The organism is Streptomyces zhihengii (assembly GCF_016919245.1).
GTDB lineage: Bacteria > Actinomycetota > Actinomycetes > Streptomycetales > Streptomycetaceae > Streptomyces > Streptomyces zhihengii.
Window position 1 is genome coordinate 5,474,015 of record NZ_JAFEJA010000001.1, and the last position, 17,580, is coordinate 5,491,594.

A 17,580-nucleotide genomic window follows, 5' to 3' on the forward strand; every position below is an offset into this window, starting at 1 on the left:
CTCCGAGCGAACAGTTCGGGAACCGGGATGGCTCTGTCCGACCTGCGCGTTAGGGTCCATGAATACGAGGGCAGGGTTGTCCCCGCCCCCCGGTACCAAGACGCTGAGACGGCCGAAGCCGTCAGAGACGAGCAGGTGGACACGTGACGAATCTGATGCCTTACGCCGCCGGTGAGCCGTCAATCGGCGGTGGCCTCGGCGACCAGGTCTACAGTCGGCTGCTCGGCGAGCGCATCATCTTCCTCGGCCAGCAGGTCGACGACGACATCGCCAACAAGATCACGGCGCAGATGCTGCTCCTTGCCGCCGACCCGGACAAGGACATCTACCTCTACATCAACAGCCCCGGCGGCTCGGTGACGGCCGGCATGGCCGTCTACGACACCATGCAGTACATCCCTAACGACGTCGTCACCATCGGTATGGGCATGGCGGCCTCGATGGGCCAGTTCCTGCTGACCGGCGGCGCCGCCGGCAAGCGCTTCGCGCTGCCGAACACGGACATCCTCATGCACCAGGGTTCGGCCGGTCTCGGCGGTACCGCATCGGACATCAAGATCCAGGCCGAGTACCTGCTCCGGACGAAGAAGCGCATGGCCGAGATCACCGCCCAGCACTCCGGGCAGACGATGGAGGCGATCATCCGCGACGGTGACCGCGACCGCTGGTTCACCGCGGAGGAGGCCAAGGACTACGGCCTCATCGACGAGATCATCTCCGCCGCTTCGGGTGTGCCCGGCGGCGGCGGCACCGGCGCCTGAGGCGCCCCGCCCCCGCACCGCCCCGCCCGAGCCCGCAGAACGCCACCAGGATGGTGAACACCCACATGAGCAACTTCTCCGCGAGCGGCCTCTACACCGGCCCGCAGGTGGACAACCGTTACGTCGTCCCGCGCTTCGTCGAGCGCACCTCGCAGGGCGTGCGCGAGTACGACCCGTACGCGAAGCTCTTCGAGGAGCGCGTGATCTTCCTCGGCGTGCAGATCGACGACGCCTCGGCCAACGACGTCATGGCGCAGCTGCTGTGCCTGGAGTCGATGGACCCGGACCGCGACATCTCGATCTACATCAACAGCCCCGGCGGCTCGTTCACGGCGCTGACGGCCATCTACGACACGATGCAGTTCGTGAAGCCGGACATCCAGACGGTCTGCATGGGCCAGGCGGCCTCCGCCGCGGCCGTGCTGCTGGCCGCCGGTACCCCCGGCAAGCGGATGGCCCTGCCGCACGCGCGCGTGCTGATCCACCAGCCGTCCTCGCAGACCGGCCGTGAGCAGCTCTCCGACCTGGAGATCGCGGCCAACGAGATCCTGCGGATGCGCGAGCAGCTCGAGGAGATGCTGGCGAAGCACTCCACGACGCCGATCGAGAAGGTGCGCGACGACATCGAGCGCGACAAGATCCTGACCGCCGAGGACGCGCTCGCGTACGGCCTCGTCGACCAGATCGTCTCGACCCGCAAGAGCACGGCCGCAGCGGCCGCCTGACCGTTTCCGGCGCCTTTGGCGCGGTACACGACAATGTGAACCGCGCCAAGGGGGGCCCGAACGGGGGGCCAGGCAAGGTACCGTCGGATATGAGGCACCAGGAGTGGCTGAACCAAGCCGCTCCCAGGCGAAGGGGAAGCACCTCGTGGCACGCATCGGTGATGGCGGCGACCTGCTCAAGTGCTCGTTCTGCGGAAAGAGCCAGAAGCAGGTGAAGAAGCTCATCGCAGGCCCCGGTGTGTACATCTGCGACGAGTGCATCGACCTCTGCAACGAGATCATCGAAGAGGAACTCGCGGAGACGAGCGAAGTGCGCTGGGAAGAACTTCCCAAGCCCCGCGAGATCTACGAGTTCCTGGAGAGCTACGTCGTCGGCCAGGAGCCGGCCAAGAAGGCGCTCTCCGTCGCGGTGTACAACCACTACAAGCGCGTCCAGGCCGGCGAGAACGGCGGCGCGCAGGGCCGGGACGACGCGATCGAGCTCGCGAAGTCCAACATCCTCCTGCTGGGCCCCACGGGCTCCGGCAAGACGCTGCTGGCCCAGACGCTCGCGCGCATGCTCAACGTCCCGTTCGCCATCGCCGACGCGACGGCGCTCACGGAGGCGGGCTACGTCGGCGAGGACGTCGAGAACATCCTGCTGAAGCTGATCCAGGCGGCCGACTACGACGTCAAGAAGGCCGAGACGGGGATCATCTACATCGACGAGATCGACAAGGTCGCCCGTAAGAGCGAAAACCCGTCGATCACCCGGGACGTCTCCGGCGAGGGCGTGCAGCAGGCCCTGCTGAAGATCCTGGAGGGCACCACCGCCTCCGTCCCGCCGCAGGGCGGACGCAAGCACCCGCACCAGGAGTTCATCCAGATCGACACGACGAACGTGCTGTTCATCGTGGGCGGCGCGTTCGCCGGTCTGGAGAAGATCATCGAGTCGCGGGCCGGCGCCAAGGGCATCGGCTTCGGCGCGACGATCCGCTCCAAGCGGGAGATCGAGGCGAGCGACCAGTTCCAGGAGGTCATGCCGGAGGACCTGGTGAAGTTCGGGATGATCCCGGAGTTCATCGGCCGTCTCCCCGTGATCACCTCGGTGCACAACCTGGACCGCGAGGCCCTGCTCAAGATCCTCGTCGAGCCGCGCAACGCGCTGGTCAAGCAGTACCAGCGCCTCTTCGAACTCGACGGCGTCGAGCTGGACTTCGACCTCCCGGCCCTGGAGGCCATCGCCGACCAGGCGATCCTCCGCGGCACCGGCGCGCGCGGGCTGCGCGCGATCATGGAGGAGGTCCTGATGTCGGTGATGTACGAGGTCCCGTCCCGCAAGGACGTGGCCCGCGTGGTCATCACCCAGGACGTCGTCCACAACAACGTCAACCCGACGCTGGTGCCCCGCATCGTCAAGGACGACGGCAACGGCCGCCACGAGAAGAGCGCGTAGCCCTCACCGGCCCGACGACAAAGGGGCGCCCCCACCGATCCGATCGGCGGGGGCGCCCCTGTCGTGCGGCGTCCGGTCAGAGCTTGACGCGGATCTCCTTGCGGAGCTGGGCCGTCGTGGTCGCGGCCTCCTCGGGCTCGGTGCCCTTGCCCGTCATGAGGCTCGCCAGGTCCATCGGCATCGCGAAGCCGACGGTGCTGTGGTCGCCCCAGACGCAGACGGCCATCGTGACCTCCTTCGGGCCCGCCGCGCCGCCCGATTCCCCCGCGCCGGTCTTCGACTTGATCTGCTGGCACTTGAGGATCGCGCCGTCGGCCTCGGCGGGGGTGTAGGTCTTCGGCTCGCCGACGAGCTGGGCGTCGTCGTCCTTGTCCTTCTCGGCCTCCGCCTTGATGTTGGCGAACACGCTGTCGACGACCTTCTCGGGGTCCTCGATCTCGCCGTAGGCTCCGCCGAACTGGAGCATCTTGCCGGCGAGCGGGTTGCTCTCGTCCTTGACCTGCCATGCGGCGTTGACGGACTTGGCGTTCTTCACGCCGTTCTGCTCGGCGTTCTTGAGGAAGTCCTCGCCGCCGTCGCTCTTGTCGCTGCCGGGCGTCAGCTTGTACTCGCCCAGCACCGTCGCCGGCGTGGTCAGCTTGTGCGGGCCGTCGTCCGCGACGTCCGCGCCGCCCCCGCCGAGCAGGAAGTACGCGCCCACACCCAGCGCCGCCACCACGGCCACCGCGCCGAGGATGAGGCCGGTCTTCTTGCCGCCGCCGCCCTGGGCCGGCGGCGGGGGCGGGAAGCCGCCCGGCTGCTGGCCGTACTGGGGCTGCTGGCCGTAGGGGCCGGGCTGCTGGGGAGCGCCGTAGGGGCCCGGCTGCTGGGGCTGCTGCTGCGGGTAGCCGTAGCCGGGCTGCGGCGGGACGCCCTGCGGGGCCTGCTGCGGGTACCCGTAGCCGGGCTGCGGGGCCCCAGGCGGCTGCTGGCCGTAGGGTCCCGGCTGGCCGTAGGGGCCGGGCTGCTGCGGCTGGCCGCCGTACGGGCCCGGCTGGTTGTAACTCATTACGGGTTTCCCCCTCGTGATGTTTATGTGTTGCGAACATCCTGGCCTAAGCCCGCTTCCGACGGGGCGGGCGGGGTCACACCGTTACGGAAGAATCGCGTTTCAACACCACCCCGTGACACCCCTAAACTGGGCCCGTGACCGAGAACTCATCGCAGCCCACAGCGCCCACCTCCGAACTGCCGACCCAGTACGCGCCGGCCGACGTAGAGGGGGCGCTGTACGAGCGCTGGGTGGAGCGGGGTTACTTCGAGGCCGACGCCAAGAGCGACAAGCCGCCGTTCACCGTCGTCATCCCCCCGCCGAACGTCACCGGAAGCCTCCACCTGGGCCACGCCTTCGAACACACGCTCATCGACGCCCTCACCCGCCGCAAGCGGATGCAGGGGTACGAGACGCTGTGGCAGCCCGGCATGGACCACGCCGGCATCGCCACCCAGAACGTCGTCGAGCGCGAGCTCGCCAAGGAGGGCAAGTCCCGGCACGACCTCGGCCGTGAGGCGTTCATCGAGCGCGTCTGGCAGTGGAAGGGCGAGTCCGGCGGCCAGATCTCCGGCCAGATGCGCCGTCTCGGCGACGGCGTCGCCTGGTCCCGCGAGCGGTTCACCATGGACGAGGGCCTGTCCCAGGCCGTCCAGACGATCTTCAAGCGCCTCTACGAGGACGAGCTGATCTACCGCGCCGAGCGCATCATCAACTGGTGCCCGCGCTGCCTGACCGCGATCTCGGACATCGAGGTCGAGTACCAGGACGACGACGGCGAGCTCGTCTCCATGACGTACGGGGACGGCGAGGACACCATCGTCGTCGCCACCACCCGCGCCGAGACGATGCTCGGCGACACCGCCGTCGCGGTCCACCCCGACGACGAGCGCTACCGGCACCTGATCGGCCGGCAGATCAAGCTGCCGCTCACCGACCGCTCGATCCCGGTCGTCGCGGACGCCCATGTCGACCCGGAGTTCGGCACCGGCGCCGTCAAGGTCACGCCCGCCCACGACCCGAACGACTTCGAGATCGGCCAGCGGCACGACCTCCCGTCCCTCGCCGTCATGAACGAGCGCGCCGTCATCACCGTCCCCGGCCCCTTCGAGGGACTGGACCGGCTGGAGGCGCGCAGCGCCATCGTCGCCGCGCTGCGGGCCGAGGGCCGCATCGTCGCCGAGAAGCGCCCGTACACCCACTCGGTCGGCCACTGCTCCCGCTGCAAGACCACCATCGAGCCGCGGCTGTCGCTCCAGTGGTGGGTCAAGGTCGCCCCGCTGGCGAAGGCGGCCGGCGACGCCGTCCGCGACGGCCGGGTGAAGATCCACCCGCAGGAGATGGAGAAGCGGTACTTCGACTGGGTCGACAACCTCCACGACTGGTGCATCTCGCGCCAGCTCTGGTGGGGCCACCGCATCCCCGTCTGGTACGGCCCGGCGGGCGAGGTCGTCTGCGTCGGCCCCGACGAGGAGCCGCCCACCGGCGAGGGCTGGCACCAGGAGACCGACGTCCTGGACACCTGGTTCTCCTCGGGCCTGTGGCCGTTCTCCACGCTCGGCTGGCCCGAACAGACCGAGAGCCTCGCGAAGTTCTACCCGAACTCCGTCCTGGTCACGGGCTACGACATCCTCTTCTTCTGGGTCGCCCGGATGATGATGTTCGGCCTCTACGCCATGGACGGCACCCCGCCGTTCCACACCATCGCCCTCCACGGCATGGTCCGCGACCAGTTCGGCAAGAAGATGTCCAAGTCCTTCGGGAACGCGGTCAACCCGCTGGACTGGATGGACAAGTACGGCTCCGACGCCCTGCGTTTCACCCTGGCCCGCGGCGCCAACCCGGGCGTCGACGTCCCGATCGGCGAGGACTGGGTCCAGGGCTCGCGCAACTTCGCGAACAAGATCTGGAACGCCACCCGCTTCGCGCTGATGAACGGCGCCACGGTCGAGGGCCCGCTGCCCTCGCCCGAGGAGATGTCGTCCACGGACCGGTGGATCCTGTCGCGCCTCAACAAGACGGTCGCCGAGGTCGACGCGTTCTACGAGGACTACCAGTTCGCCAAGCTCTCGGAGTCCCTGTTCCACTTCGCCTGGGACGAGGTCTTCGACTGGTACGTCGAGCTCTCCAAGACGACCTTCTTCGCCGGCGGCGAGCAGGCCCGGGTGTCCGGCCGGGTCCTCGGCGAGGTCCTCGACGTGATGCTGCGCCTGCTGCACCCCGTCGTCCCCTTCGTCACCGACACCCTGTGGACGACGCTGACCGGCGGCGAGTCGCTGGTGATCGCCGACTGGCCCTCCACTGTGCAGGTTCCTGGCGCTGACGCGCCGGGCGGCTTCCGCGACGAGGCCGCCGAGCGGGAGATCGCCCTCGTCCAGCAGGTCGTCACCGAGGTCCGCCGCTTCCGCAGCGACCAGGGTCTCCAGCCCGGCCAGAAGGTCCCGGCCCGGCTCTCCCTGGACGGCACCGCGCTGGCGCCCCACGAGGCGGCGATCCGCCAGCTCCTGCGTCTCCAGCCGGAGGGCGAGGGCTTCCACGCCACCGCCTCCCTGCCGGTCGCCGGGGCCACCGTCGCCCTGGACCTCTCCGGCACGATCGACGTCGCGGCCGAGCGCAAGCGCCTGAGCAAGGACCTGGGCGCGGCCGAGAAGGAGGTCGCCCAGGCGAACGCCAAGCTGGGCAACGAGGCCTTCCTGGCCAAGGCGCCCGACCAGGTCGTGGAGAAGATCCGCACCCGCCTGTCCACCGCCGAGGCCGAGATCGCCCGCATCACCGGCCAGCTCGCGGCCCTGCCGCAGTCCTGAGCGCACCGCCGCCGCGGCCCCCGCCCCCTTCCCGGGAGCGGGGGCCGCGGCGCGTTCCGGGCCGCCCCGCCCCCGGCGGCTGCACGGGCCGGCCCCGGCCCTCCGTACACTGGCCGGGTGAGTGAGCCCCGCCCTTCCGACCGGCCCGACGACTCCGGATCCGACGATCTCTTCGAGGCGATCGTCGGCGAGGAGACCCAGCGCGATCCCGATCTGGCGGTGATCGAGGCCGGCAGCCGCACCCTGCGCACCCAGGCCGGCATCCCGCAGAGCGAACAGGTGCCCGCCCGGCCCGCCGACCCGGAGGTGGACAAGGCCCTCCGCGAGGTCGAGGCCGATCTGGCCACCCGCTGGGGCGAGACCAAGCTGGAGCCCTCGGTCGCCCGGATCGCCGCCCTGATGGACGTGCTCGGCGAACCGCAGCGCGCCTACCCCTCGATCCACATCACCGGGACCAACGGCAAGACGTCCACGGCCCGCATGATCGAGTCGCTGCTCGCCGCCTTCGAGCTGCGCACCGGGCGGTACACCTCGCCCCATGTGCAGTCGATCACCGAGCGCATCAGCCTCGACGGGGCGCCCATCGCCCCCGAGCGCTTCATCGAGACCTTCCGCGACATCACCCCGTACGTGGAGATGGTGGACGCGAGCCAGGAGTACCGCCTCTCCTTCTTCGAGGTGCTGACGGGCATGGCGTACGCGGCCTTCGCCGACGCGCCCGTGGACGTCGCCGTCGTCGAGGTCGGCATGGGCGGGAGCTGGGACGCGACGAACGTGATCGACGGCTCGGTCGCGGTCGTCACCCCGATCGACCTGGACCACACCGACCGCCTCGGCTCCACGCCCGCCGAGATCGCGGGGGAGAAGGCCGGCATCATCAAGCAGGGCGCGACCGTCGTCCTGGCCCAGCAGCCGGTCGACGCCGCCCAGGTGATGCTGAAGAAGGCCGTCGAGGCCGATGCGACGGTGGCCCGCGAGGGCCTGGAGTTCGGCATCGTCTCCCGCGAGGTGGCCGTCGGCGGCCAGCTCCTGACGCTGCGCGGCCTGGGCGGAGAGTACGAGCAGGTCTTCCTCCCGCTGTACGGCGCCCACCAGGCGCACAACGCCGCGGTGGCGCTGGCGGCCGTGGAGGCGTTCTTCGGCGTCGGCGCCGAGCAGCAGGGGCTGCTGGACATCGACACCGTCCGCCGGGCCTTCGCCTCCGTGGCGTCCCCCGGCCGGCTGGAGGTCGTCCGCCGCAGCCCCACCGTCGTCCTGGACGCCGCGCACAACCCGGCGGGCGCGCGGGCGACGGCCGACGGCATCACCGAGTCGTTCGGCTTCTCGCGCCTCATCGGCGTCGTCGGCACCAGCGCCGACAAGGACGTCAGGGGGCTGCTGGAGGCGTTCGAGCCGGTCTTCGCCGAGGTCGTGGTCACCCAGAACTCCAGCCACCGGTCGATGGACGCCGACGAGCTGGCCGCGATCGCCGTCGAGGTCTTCGGCGACGACCGGGTGGTCGTGGAGCCGCGCCTGGACGACGCGCTGGAGGCGGCGATCACGCTCGCCGAGGAGGAGTCGGAGTTCGCCGGCGCGGGTGTGCTGGTGACCGGCTCCGTGATCACGGTCGGCGAGGCCCGGCTGCTCCTGGGAAGGGCCTGACACCCCATGCGTACGCTCTGTGCATCCACCCTGATCGGTGAGTTCTTCGTGATCGGCTTCGCCGGTCTGGTGGCCATGAAGGCGGACGGCGCCTCGATGACCGCGGTCTGGACGGTCTGCGGCGTCGCGATGCTGCTGTCGCTGCTGCTGTGCGGCATGATCACCCGTCCGGGCGGGATCCAGCTCGGCTGGGCCCTCCAGGTCGCGCTGATCGTCGGCGGCTTCGTCGTCCCGGCGATGTTCTTCCTCGGTGTGGTGTTCGCCGGACTGTGGTGGGCCTCGGTCCACTACGGCCGGAAGATCGACGAGGCGAAGGCCCGCTGGGCGGCCCAGGCATCGGCAGGGCCTGACGCTGCGTAACCGGGGTCCCGTCGCGCAGGGTAGCCTCAGGGGTGCCTGCCGCCCGGACCCCGTGGCGCAGACCTCTGACCCGCACATGAAGGAGCCCGCACCGTGAGCCAGCGCACGCTCGTCCTGCTCAAGCCCGACGCCGTACGCCGGGGACTGATCGGGGAGATCATCGGCCGCATCGAGGCCAAGGCCGGCTGGACCATCAGCGCTCTGGAACTGCGCACCCTCGACCAGGCGACGCTGGAGCAGCACTACGGCGAGCACCGGGGCAAGCCGTTCTACGAGCCGCTGGTCGGCTTCATGGCCTCCGGTCCGGTCGTGGCCATGATCGTCGAGGGCGAGCGCGTCATCGAGGGTGTACGCCGCCTGGCGGGTCCGACCGACCCGATCGAGGCGGCTCCCGGGTCCATTCGCGGGGACTTCGGCACCATCGTCCGCGAGAATCTGATCCACGCCTCGGACTCCGAGGAGTCCGCCATTCGGGAGATGAAGATCTTCTTCCCGGAAGCCTGACCGCTTCTCCCGAAAAGGCACGCAATGCCGCTCCGGCCGGGGCTTTCGCTGACGCGCCATCAGTCGCGGGGCGTTCTTGACCTGGGGGCGACCGAAGGAATTTCGGTCGCCCTTCGGTATATGCCGGAGGATTGCGGGAACGCATCGCCCCGACGCATCGTCACCACATACAGAGGTGGACCAGCGCGCCGTATCCGGGTGGACGGCACTACGATGTAAGCCTCCACGCCACAGCACCCACCTCGCCATCCTGATAAGCCATCAACGCTCGATTTGGGAAGGCCAGACGCATCCTCATGGGGAACAACATGTCGTTCATCGGCCGTGACATGGCTGTCGACCTCGGGACCGCCAACACGCTGGTGTACGTCAGAGGCCGGGGGATCGTTCTCAACGAGCCGTCCGTCGTCGCGATCAACACCAACACGGGCGGCATTCTCGCGGTCGGCGCCGAGGCGAAGAAGATGATCGGCCGGACACCGGGCAACATCGTTGCCGTCCGGCCGCTGAAGGACGGCGTCATCGCCGACTTCGAGATCACCGAGCGGATGCTCCGCTACTTCATCCTCAAGATCCACAAGCGCCGCTACCTCGCCAGGCCGCGCGTCGTCGTCTGTGTGCCCTCCGGCATCACGGGCGTCGAGCGCCGCGCGGTCATCGAGGCGTCCACCCAGGCGGGCGCCCGGCAGGTGCACATCATCGAGGAGCCCATGGCCGCGGCCATCGGCTCCGGGCTCCCGGTGCACGAGGCGACGGGCAACATGGTCGTCGACATCGGCGGCGGGACGACCGAGGTCGCCGTGATCTCCCTCGGAGGAATCGTCACGGCACAGTCCATCCGCGTCGCCGGCGACGAACTGGACAACGCGATCATCCAGCACATCAAGAAGGAGTACTCGCTCCTCCTCGGTGAGCGCACCGCCGAGTCCATCAAGATCACCATCGGTTCCGCGTACGACATGGACAAGGACGAGCACACCGAGATCCGGGGCCGCGACCTCGTCTCCGGTCTGCCCAAGACCGTCGTCATCTCGGCCGCCGAGGTCCGCAAGGCCATCGAGGAGCCGGTCAACGCCATCGTCGACGCCGTGAAGACCACCCTCGACAAGTGCCCGCCGGAGCTCTCCGGCGACGTCATGGACCGGGGCATCGTGCTCACCGGCGGCGGCGCCCTGCTGCGCGGGCTCGACGAGCGGCTGCGCCGCGAGACGGGCATGCCGATCCACATCGCCGAGGACCCGCTGGACTCGGTGGCCCTCGGATCCGGCAAGTGCGTCGAGGAGTTCGAGGCGCTCCAGCAGGTGCTGGACGCCCAGCCGCGTCGTTAGGCAGCCGGCGGCCCGCATCCCGCCGGGCCGCCGCTCCGCCGTACGGGGGGTGCGAACGACCTCGGAAGGGGGTTCTTCCGTCTCCGTCACGGCCGCAGGACCGTTCCACATACGAACACCACCATTCCGACGAGGAAGGCACGGCCGCCGCACGTGAGGGACACGAAAGAGAGCCGGCTGCTCCTGGTGCTGCTGATCGCCATCGCGTTCGCACTGATCACGGTGGACATCCGCGGCGGCGAGGAGTCACCGGTGGACGGAGCCCGACAGGCCGCGGCAACGGTCTTCGGCCCCGTCGAGAACGGGGTCGCGGCGGCCGTCGACCCGATCGGCAACGCCATCGGAGCCGTACGCGACTCCGGCGAGCGCCACGACCGCATCAGCGAACTGGAGCGGGAGAACGCCGAGCTGAAGCAGCGCCTCGGCAGCGACGACCGCAACCGCAGCAGGCTCCGCGAACTGGACGGCCTGATCCGGACGGCGGCGGCGGGCCAGTACGGCATCAAGGGCGCCGAGGTCATCGCCATAGGAGCGGCCCAGGGCTTCTCCTGGACGGTCACCATCGACATCGGCGCCGACGACGGCATCACCCGCGACATGACCGTCATCAACAGCGACGGACTCGTCGGCCGGGTCACCACCGTCGGCCCCCGCGCCTCCACGGTGCTGCTCGCCAGCGACCCCGACTTCACCGTCGGCACCCGCATGGAGAAGAGCAACGAACTCGGCTTCGCCACCGGCCAGGGCGACCGGCCGCTGATGGTGCAGCTCCTCAACGGCAAGGCCAAGGTGAAGAAGGGCGACCGGCTCGTCACCTTCGGCTCCCAGGGCAACAAGCCGTTCGTCCCGGGCGTCCCGGTCGGCGAGGTGGTCGGCGTCGACCCGGCCGGCGGCGACCTCACCCGCGACATCCACGTCCGCCCGTACGCCGCGTTCAGCAAGCTCGACATCGTCGGCGTCGTCGTGCAGGCCCCGCGCACGGATCCCCGGGACACCGTCCTGCCGCCCAAGCCCGAGAAGGCCCGCCCGACGCCCACCGTCACGGTGACCGTCACGCCCGGCGCCGACGGCTCCGTCGAGGGACAGGCCGACACGCAGCCCCAGGGGCAGACCGACGGCCGGGTCCGCGAGCAGCAGGACGGACAGCCGCAGACCCCGGACGACGCCGGGACCGCCCAGGACGGCGGAGCGGACCCACCGGGCCCCACAGGCACCGCCGGCCCGAACGACGAGTAAACAGGAGCTGATCCGTCCATGCGTGTCAACCGGATGCTGCTCTCCACGACGCTGGTCGTGGTCGCCCTCGTCATCCAGGTCACCGTCCTCGCCCGCCTCCAGCTTCCCGGCGCCGTCCCGGACCTGATGCTGCTCACCGTCCTCGGACTGGCCATGGTCTACGGCCATGTCGCGGGCGCGCTCATCGGATTCGGCGCCGGCCTCCTCGCGGACATCGCGCCGCCCGCCGACCACGCGGCCGGGCGCTACGCCCTCGTGCTGTGCGTCATCGGCTACCTCGCCGGCCTGATCAAGCCCGACAACGGGCAGCAGCTCCGCTCGGCGACCGGCCCGATGGCCGTCGTCGTCGGCGCCGCGGTCGGCTCCACCCTGCTGTACGCCGGAGTGGGCGCACTCGTCGGCGACACCGCCGCGCGCCATGTCGGGCTCGGCGGCCTGCTGTTCACGGCCGCCGTGTACGACCTGATCCTCGCGCCCTTCACCGTGCCCCTGATCATGTGGCTGGCCAGACGCAGCGACAACGATCCGCTCGCCGAGAACCAGAACAGCGGCGGCACCGACGTCGCCTCCGGCTGGCTGTCGTCCGGCACCGGTCTGCGGATCGGCGCCCAGCGCAGCGGCCTGCGGATCAAGGCGGCACGGACACGGGCGGCACGCGCCGGCCGCATCAAGGGAGTCAAGCGACTGTGACCGAGGGGGCAGCAGCGTGAGCAACATTCCGGAGACCGGACGGACCCCCCGGGTCCAGATCCGTCTCGTCATCATCCAGGTCCTCGTCTTCTCCCTGCTGCTCACGCTCGGCGGCCGGCTCTGGTACCTCCAGATCCGCAACGGCGACGAGTACGCGGACGAGGCCAGCGGCAACCATGTGCAGCGGGTCGTCACCCCCGCCGTGCGCGGCTCGATCCTCGACGCCCGGGGCGTGGCCCTCGCCGACAACGAGACCCGGCTGGTCGTCTCGGCGTCCCGCACCGAGCTGATGAAGATGAAGGACGACGGCAAGGGCGTACTGACCCGGCTCGCCGGCGTGCTCGGCATGAAGCCGAAGGACGTCATGGACAAGGTCCGGCTCTGCGACGCGAAGACCCCCCAGCCGTGCTGGAACGGCTCCCCGTACCAGCCGATCCCGGTCACCGACGAGGCCACCACCCAGCAGGCGCTCCAGATCCGCGAGCGGACCGAGGACTTCCCCGGCATCACCGCCGAGCCCGCCGCCGTGCGCCGCTACACCGCGCCCGCCGACGCCCGCACCTCCCAGGTCCTCGGCTACCTGTCGCCCGTCACCGACGACGAGATCCAGAAGGCCAAGGACTCCGAGTCGCCGTACCTGCGCTCCGACCAGGTCGGCCGGTCCGGCCTGGAGCGCACCTACGACGCGGCGCTGCGCGGCAAGGCCGGCGTCACCTCCTACGAGGTCGACAAGCTCGGCCGGGTCATGGGGGAGGCGGAGTCCGACCCGGGTGTCCCCGGCTCGAACCTGGTCACCAGCATCGACGCCCGGGTCCAGGCCGTCGCCGAGTCCGAGCTCCACAAGGCGATGAAGGCCGCCCGGCTGGAGACCGACAAGATCACCGGCCGCCCCTACGAGGCCGACGCCGGCGCCGTCGTCGTGATGGAGTCGCGCACCGGCCGGGTCGTCGCCATGGCCTCGCAGCCCGACTACGACCCCAACGCCTGGGTCGGCGGCATCTCCGGCAGGGACTACGCCAAGCTCACCGGCAAGGACTCCAACTTCCCCCTGCTCAACCGGGCCATCCAGGGCCAGGCCGCCCCCGGCTCGGTGTTCAAGGTGGTGTCGGCGAGCGCCGCCGTCCGGGCCGGCCACGACTTCGACGACCGCTACAACTGCAGCAGCTCCTACAGCCTCGGCAGCCGGAGCTTCGCGAACTTCGAGTCCCAGGGACACGGCCCCATCACCCTCGGGGAAGCCCTGAAGTTCTCCTGCAACACCGTCTTCTACGCCCTCGGCCACGACGAGTGGAAGCGCGACGGCGGCACCAAGCCGAAGAAGAACGCCCACGACTGGTTCTACCGGACGGCGCACGACTTCGGCTTCGGCAGCGAGACCGGCGTCGACCTGCCCAACGAGGTCAAGGGCCGCATCCCGGACCGCCAGTGGAAGAAGGACTTCTGGGAGGCCAACAAGGACTCCTGGTGCAAGGAGGGCAAGAAGGGCGGCAGCTACGTCGAGCAGATCGCCTACGAGAACTGCCTGGAGGGCAACCAGCTCAAGGCCGGTGACAGCATCAACTTCTCCATCGGCCAGGGCGACATCCTCGTCACGCCCATCCAGATGGCGACCGCCTACTCCGCGATCAGCAACGGCGGCACCCTCTACAACCCCACCATCGGCAAGGCGATCGTCAGCCCCGACGGCAAGCGCGTCGAGGAGATCCCGCCCCAGGCCCACGGCAAGCTGCCGATAGGGAAGAAGACCATCAACGACCTCGACAAGGGTCTGCGCTCCGTCGTCGGCCCCGGCGGCACCGCCTCCTGGCGGTTCGGCGGCTGGCCCCAGGACAAGATCCCGATGCGGGCCAAGACCGGCACCGCCCAGGTCTACGGCAAGCAGACCACCTCGTGGTTCGCGACCTACACGGACGACTACACGATCGTCATGACCATCTCCCAGGGTGGTACGGGCTCCGGCGCCTCCGGTCCCGCGGTCCGCAAGATCTACGAGGCGATGTACGGCCTCGACGAGCAGGGCAACCAGGACCTCAAGCGGGCCCTGCTGCCCACGCCCCAGAAGGACCTGCCCAAGATCTCCCCGGACGGCTCCATCGACGCCCCCGAGGTCAGGCCCTACGTGCCTCCGAAGCCGGCGGACCCGGCCGACGCACAGACGCTCGCGGGCGCGCCCGCACGGAGGGACTAGGACATGACAGGCGCAGGCGGATTCTCCGTCTCCGGATACGGACCCGAGCGCGGGGGACTGTGGTCCCGGCTCAGCGCCCGCGACTCGGTCGCCCGCCGGCTCGACTGGCCGCTGATGTTCTCGGCGCTCGCGCTGTCGGTCATCGGCACGCTGCTGGTGTGGTCCGCCACCCGCGGCCGCACCGAGCTGAACGACGGCGACCCGTACAGCTTCCTGATCAAGCACAGCCTCAACATCGGCATCGGCTTCGCCCTGATGGTCGCGACCGTCTGGCTCGGCCACCGCACCCTGCGCGGCGCGGTCCCCGTGCTCTACGGCCTCTCCGTGGTGCTGGTGCTGCTGGTCCTCACCCCGCTCGGCGCCACCATCAACGGCGCGCACGCCTGGCTCGTCATCGGCGGACTGTCGCTCCAGCCGTCCGAGTTCGTGAAGATCACCATCATCCTGGGCATGGCGATGATGCTCGCCGCCCGCGTCGACGCCGGCGACCAGCTCCACCCCGACCACCGCACGGTCGCCAAGTCGCTCGCCTTCGCCGTGCTGCCCATGGCCATCGTCATGCTGATGCCCGACCTCGGCTCGGTCATGGTCATGGTCGTCATCGTGCTCGGCGTCCTGCTGGCCTCCGGCGCGTCCAACCGCTGGATCCTCGGGCTGATCGGCGCCGGCGCGGCGGGCGCGGTCCTGGTCGCCGCCCTCGGCGTGCTCGACGAGTACCAGATCAACCGGTTCGCCGCCTTCGCCAACCCCGAGCTGGACCCGGCGGGCGTCGGCTACAACACCAACCAGGCCCGCATCGCCATCGGCTCCGGCGGCCTGTACGGCGCCGGCCTCTTCAACGGCCACCAGACCACCGGCCAGTTCGTGCCCGAACAGCAGACCGACTTCATCTTCACCGTCGCCGGCGAGGAGCTCGGCTTCGTCGGCGCCGGGCTGATCCTGGTGCTCCTCGGCGTCGTGCTGTGGCGCGCCTGCCGGATCGCCCGCGAGACCACCGAGCTCTACGGCACCATCGTCGCCGCCGGCATCATCGCCTGGTTCGCCTTCCAGGCCTTCGAGAACATCGGCATGGCGATGGGCATCATGCCCGTCGCCGGCCTCCCGCTGCCCTTCGTCTCCTACGGCGGCACCTCGATGTTCGCCGTGTGGATAGCGGTGGGGCTCCTCCAGTCGATCCGGGTGCAGAAACCCATAAGCGCCTGAGAAACCCGGCCGCCGCGCCCTGGGCGCGGCGGCCGGGCGCACTCCCGCCACGGGCCCGTCCGCACTAGATTCGGGTCATGGCGGACAAGCGCGAGATCGAGCGAAAGTACGAAGCCGGCCCGGACACCCGGCTCCCCGACCTCAGGAAGATCTCCGGCGTCACCGACGTCGAGGAGCGGGGCGTCACCGAACTGGACGCCGTCTACTACGACACCGAGGGCCTGCGGCTCGCCGCCGCCTCCGTCACCCTCCGGCGCAGAACCGGCGGCGCCGACGCCGGATGGCACCTGAAACTGCCCGTCGAACCCGGCGTCCGCGACGAGATCGCGGCCCCCCTCTCCGACACGGTCCCCGCGGAACTCGCCGCCCTGGTGCGGGTCCACACCCGCGGCACCGGCCTGCGGCCCGTCGTACGGCTGCTCTCCGTCCGCGACGTGCACCACCTCCTGGACGCGGACGGCGCCCTGCTCGCCGAGCTCAGCCGGGACGCCGTCGTCGCCGAACGCCTCGACGGCGGGGGCGGCACCGCGCAGTGGGACGAGATCGAGGTGGAACTCGCCGACGACGTCGACCGGGCCTTCCTCGACGCCGCCGACAAGAAGCTCCGCAAAGCCGGTCTGCGCCACTCCGCCGCCTCCTCCAAACTGGCCCGCGCCCTCGGCGAGACCGGCAGCGCACCCGAGCCGCCCGCCCCGCTCCCCGACCCCCGCACCGCGGGCGACCACGTCCTCGCCTACCTCCGCGAGCAGGCCGGTGCCCTGACCGCCTACGACCCCGGGGTCCGCCGCGACCTGCCCGACGCCGTGCACCAGATGCGCGTCGCCACCCGCAGGCTGCGCAGCGCCCTGCGCACCTACCGCAGGATCGTCGACCGGGAGGCCACCCAGCCGCTCATCGACGACCTCAAGTGGCTCGCCGGCGAACTCGGCGCCGCCCGCGACCAGGAAGTCCTCGCAGAACGCCTGCGCGACCGCGTCGGCGAGCTGCCGGACACCCTCGTCCTCGGCCCGGTCGAGGCGCGCCTGACCGTCTGGGCCGCGGCCGGCGACCAGGACACCCGCCGCACCGCGCTGGCCGCCCTCGACAGCGACCGCTACCTCGGCCTGCTCGACCGGCTCGACGCGCTGCTGGCCGGACCGCCGCTCCTCAAGGCGGCACGCAAGGCACCGGACGCCGCGATCCCCGACGCCGTGCTGCGCGAGTACCGCCGCGTCGAGCGCCGGGTCGAGCACGCCCTCGGGCTCGACCCGGGCCCCGAACGGGACGTCGCACTGCACGAGTCGAGGAAGGCCGCCAAGCGCGCCCGCTACGCGGCGGAGGCGGCCACCCCCGCCCTCGGCCGCCCGGCACGGAGATTCGCCAAGCGGATGAAGGCCGTGCAGAAGGTCCTCGGCGACCACCAGGACAGCGTGGTCGCCCGGGACGCCGTCCGCGACCTGGCCGTCGCCGCCCACGCGGCGGGGGAGTCCGCCTTCACCTGGGGACTCCTGTACGGCCACGAGCAGGCCCGGGCGGCCGAGCGGGAGGCGGAGCTGCCCGAGGCGTGGTCCGCCGCCGCCGAACCCGGACTGCGGGCGGCGCTGACGTCCTGAGCCGGGGCGGGCGGGGCGGTTCACCGGCGCCGTACGAGGGGCGCCCCCGGTGGCGTTACGCTTGAGAGTCGCCCCCGCCAGCT

Annotated in this window: 14 protein-coding genes; 13 read left to right on the forward strand and 1 reads right to left on the reverse strand. The window is 70.5% G+C overall.

Going from position 1 to position 17,580, the window contains the following annotated elements; genetic code table 11:
- The first annotated feature begins 155 nt into the window (after window positions 1-155).
- The 3 genes from JE024_RS23225 (at window position 156) to clpX (ending at window position 2,921) form a co-directional block, all read left to right on the forward strand.
- The gene (locus tag JE024_RS23225) at window positions 156-761 is read left to right on the forward strand and encodes an ATP-dependent Clp protease proteolytic subunit (protein ID WP_205376688.1); all 606 of its coding nucleotides are present in this window, start codon (window positions 156-158) and stop codon (window positions 759-761) included.
- Window positions 762-811: 50 nt separating this feature from the next.
- Window positions 812-1,486 (forward strand): ATP-dependent Clp protease proteolytic subunit, encoded by a 675-nt coding sequence (locus tag JE024_RS23230; protein ID WP_280521566.1) that lies wholly within the window; start codon window positions 812-814, stop codon window positions 1,484-1,486.
- Between the two features lie 145 nt (window positions 1,487-1,631).
- Entirely contained in the window at window positions 1,632-2,921 is a 1,290-nt protein-coding gene (clpX, locus tag JE024_RS23235) for an ATP-dependent Clp protease ATP-binding subunit ClpX (protein WP_205376689.1), read from the forward strand.
- A gap of 76 nt (window positions 2,922-2,997) precedes the next feature.
- Here clpX and JE024_RS23240 read toward each other — a convergent pair whose 3' ends face one another.
- Window positions 2,998-3,969, reverse strand: coding sequence for a BRI3 family protein (locus JE024_RS23240; protein ID WP_205375434.1), 972 nt, complete (start codon window positions 3,967-3,969; stop codon window positions 2,998-3,000).
- A 137-nt stretch (window positions 3,970-4,106) separates the two neighbouring features.
- Here JE024_RS23240 and JE024_RS23245 point away from each other — a divergent pair, with 137 nt between their 5' ends.
- The 10 genes from JE024_RS23245 to JE024_RS23290 all read left to right on the forward strand — a co-directional run bounded on the left by JE024_RS23245 (window position 4,107) and on the right by JE024_RS23290 (window position 17,497).
- Window positions 4,107-6,755: a valine--tRNA ligase gene (locus JE024_RS23245; protein ID WP_205375435.1), complete on the forward strand. Its 2,649-nt coding sequence runs from the start codon at window positions 4,107-4,109 to the stop codon at window positions 6,753-6,755.
- Window positions 6,756-6,872: 117 nt separating this feature from the next.
- Window positions 6,873-8,396: a bifunctional tetrahydrofolate synthase/dihydrofolate synthase gene (folC, locus tag JE024_RS23250; RefSeq protein ID WP_205375436.1), complete on the forward strand. Its 1,524-nt coding sequence runs from the start codon at window positions 6,873-6,875 to the stop codon at window positions 8,394-8,396.
- Between the two features lie 6 nt (window positions 8,397-8,402).
- Window positions 8,403-8,756, forward strand: a complete 354-nt coding sequence (locus JE024_RS23255; protein ID WP_205375437.1) for a DUF4233 domain-containing protein — start codon at window positions 8,403-8,405, stop codon at window positions 8,754-8,756.
- 93 nt (window positions 8,757-8,849) lie between these two features.
- Complete coding sequence (ndk, locus tag JE024_RS23260; protein WP_205375438.1) at window positions 8,850-9,260, forward strand: nucleoside-diphosphate kinase; 411 nt, start codon at window positions 8,850-8,852, stop codon at window positions 9,258-9,260.
- 308 nt (window positions 9,261-9,568) lie between these two features.
- Window positions 9,569-10,588 carry a rod shape-determining protein gene (locus JE024_RS23265; RefSeq protein WP_020610253.1) on the forward strand — a complete coding sequence of 340 codons (1,020 nt, stop codon included), beginning with the start codon at window positions 9,569-9,571 and terminating at the stop codon, window positions 10,586-10,588.
- A gap of 153 nt (window positions 10,589-10,741) precedes the next feature.
- Entirely contained in the window at window positions 10,742-11,824 is a 1,083-nt protein-coding gene (gene mreC / locus JE024_RS23270) for a rod shape-determining protein MreC (RefSeq protein WP_205375439.1), read from the forward strand.
- A gap of 18 nt (window positions 11,825-11,842) precedes the next feature.
- Entirely contained in the window at window positions 11,843-12,514 is a 672-nt protein-coding gene (gene mreD, locus JE024_RS23275; RefSeq protein ID WP_205375440.1) for a rod shape-determining protein MreD, read from the forward strand.
- A gap of 16 nt (window positions 12,515-12,530) precedes the next feature.
- A complete protein-coding gene (mrdA, locus tag JE024_RS23280; RefSeq protein WP_205375441.1) occupies window positions 12,531-14,702 on the forward strand; it encodes a penicillin-binding protein 2 in 2,172 nt (723 codons plus the stop codon).
- Window positions 14,703-14,705: 3 nt separating this feature from the next.
- Window positions 14,706-15,905, forward strand: a complete 1,200-nt coding sequence (gene rodA / locus JE024_RS23285; RefSeq protein ID WP_205375442.1) for a rod shape-determining protein RodA — start codon at window positions 14,706-14,708, stop codon at window positions 15,903-15,905.
- A 77-nt stretch (window positions 15,906-15,982) separates the two neighbouring features.
- On the forward strand, window positions 15,983-17,497 hold the full coding sequence (locus tag JE024_RS23290; RefSeq protein ID WP_205375443.1) for a CYTH and CHAD domain-containing protein: 1,515 nt from the start codon (window positions 15,983-15,985) through the stop codon (window positions 17,495-17,497).
- The last annotated feature ends 83 nt before the right edge of the window (window positions 17,498-17,580 follow it).